This is a genomic window from Mesorhizobium sp. M4A.F.Ca.ET.022.05.2.1, from assembly GCF_003998845.1.
Lineage (GTDB): Bacteria > Pseudomonadota > Alphaproteobacteria > Rhizobiales > Rhizobiaceae > Mesorhizobium.
Genome location: NZ_RZOJ01000711.1, coordinates 1 through 1,385 on the forward strand (window position 1 = coordinate 1; position 1,385 = coordinate 1,385).

General features: G+C 61.8%; 2 protein-coding genes. One reads left to right on the top strand and one right to left on the bottom strand.

All coding sequences use genetic code 11. From position 1 onward, the window contains the following. Nucleotides 1-783 (top strand): diguanylate cyclase (locus tag EN745_RS34800; RefSeq protein WP_127423312.1); only part of this gene is annotated, 783 nt, incomplete at its 5' end. Nucleotides 784-1,198: 415 nt separating this feature from the next. Here the strand turns inward: EN745_RS34800 and rpmG are convergent. Continuing rightward, on the bottom strand, nucleotides 1,199-1,366 hold the full coding sequence (rpmG, locus tag EN745_RS34810) for a 50S ribosomal protein L33 (protein WP_006201775.1): 168 nt from the start codon (nucleotides 1,364-1,366) through the stop codon (nucleotides 1,199-1,201). Between the last annotated feature and the right edge of the window lie 19 nt (nucleotides 1,367-1,385).

The following is a 1,385-nucleotide window of genomic DNA, read 5'->3' on the forward strand; positions in this document are numbered from 1 at the left end:
CCTTACGAATGCGTGCTGATCTCGACGGCCTTCGCCGATTTCGATCCGCTGAGACTGTGCTCGCAACTGCGTTCGCTAGACCGCACCCGTTTCCTGCCGATCATCCTGCTTGCCGACGCAGGCGAGGAGGGGCGCATCATCCGCGGCCTTGAGCTCGGCATCAACGATTACCTGACGCGGCCGGTCGACCAGCATGAGCTGACGGCGAGGCTGCGCACCCAGGTGCGCCGCAAGCGCTACAACGACCAGCTCCGCGCCAGCGTCACCCAGACCATCGAGATGGCGGTGACGGACGGGCTGACCGGCCTGCACAACCGCCGCTACCTCGACAGCCACCTGCAGACGCTGTTCGACCGCGCGGTGGCGCGGCGACGGCCGCTTTCGGTGATGATCACCGACCTCGACCGCTTCAAATCGATCAACGATGCGCATGGCCATGACGGCGGCGACGATGTGCTGCGCGAATTCGCGCGGCGGTTGCGCAAGAACGTGCGCGGCATCGACCTCGCCTGCCGTTTCGGCGGCGAGGAGTTCGTGGTGGTCATGCCGGACACGGAAGGTGCAGTGGCCGAGAAGGTCGCGGAACGCATCCGCGCCGAGATCGCCCAGATGCCGTTCATGGTCGGGCATGAGGGCAAGACGATAGAGGTTACCGTCAGCGTCGGCGTGTCGTCTCTGCTGAAGGGGGCCGATACGGTGGCCGCCCTGATGAAGCGCGCCGATCTCGCTCTCTACGAGGCCAAGAGCGGCGGGCGCAACCGGGTCGTTGCCAAGGCGGCGTAGGCCCGAGCGCCAATTTATCCGGTCAATCTGACAGGGTTAGCAATTTACCTTAATCCAAGCGATTCGGGAGGCTTGGTTAAGAAACTGTTGATTTTCATAAGGCCTTGCGCAAATGTACAGCATAGACAAAACGAGGCCGGCACGAGGGTAGACCGCCGGATCGTTCCGACAAATACCCCATGATGCTCAGGTCCGCCGCATCTCCTGGGTCCGTGGGGTCGGCCGGCCGGCGCTGGCACATAGTGGCCTCCTCGTACCGCTGCCAAACGCCGACCGGCCCCCTTTTTCCAAAAGTGAACGTCGGGACTTCGCGCCAATCGCTGGAAGCTCCTGCTATCGGGTCAGGCCGAATCGCCGGCCAAAACAAAAACGCCGCCCAAAGGGCGGCGTTTCGGCATTCTCGGAGGAAACCGGATTACTTGATCTTGGTTTCCTTGAACTCGACGTGCTTCTTGGCGACCGGATCGTACTTGCGGAACGACAGCTTGTCCGTCTTGGTGCGGCTGTTCTTGCTGGTCACGTAGAAGAAACCGGTGTCGGCGGTCGACAGAAGCTTGATCTTGATGTTTGCGGCTTTGGCCATGATGTTCGTCCGTTAATGT

Coding starts and splice junctions, on each gene's coding strand:
- rpmG (WP_006201775.1), bottom strand. CDS start 1,366: ATGGCCAAAGCCGCAAACATCAAGATCAAGCTTCTGTCGACCGCCGAC.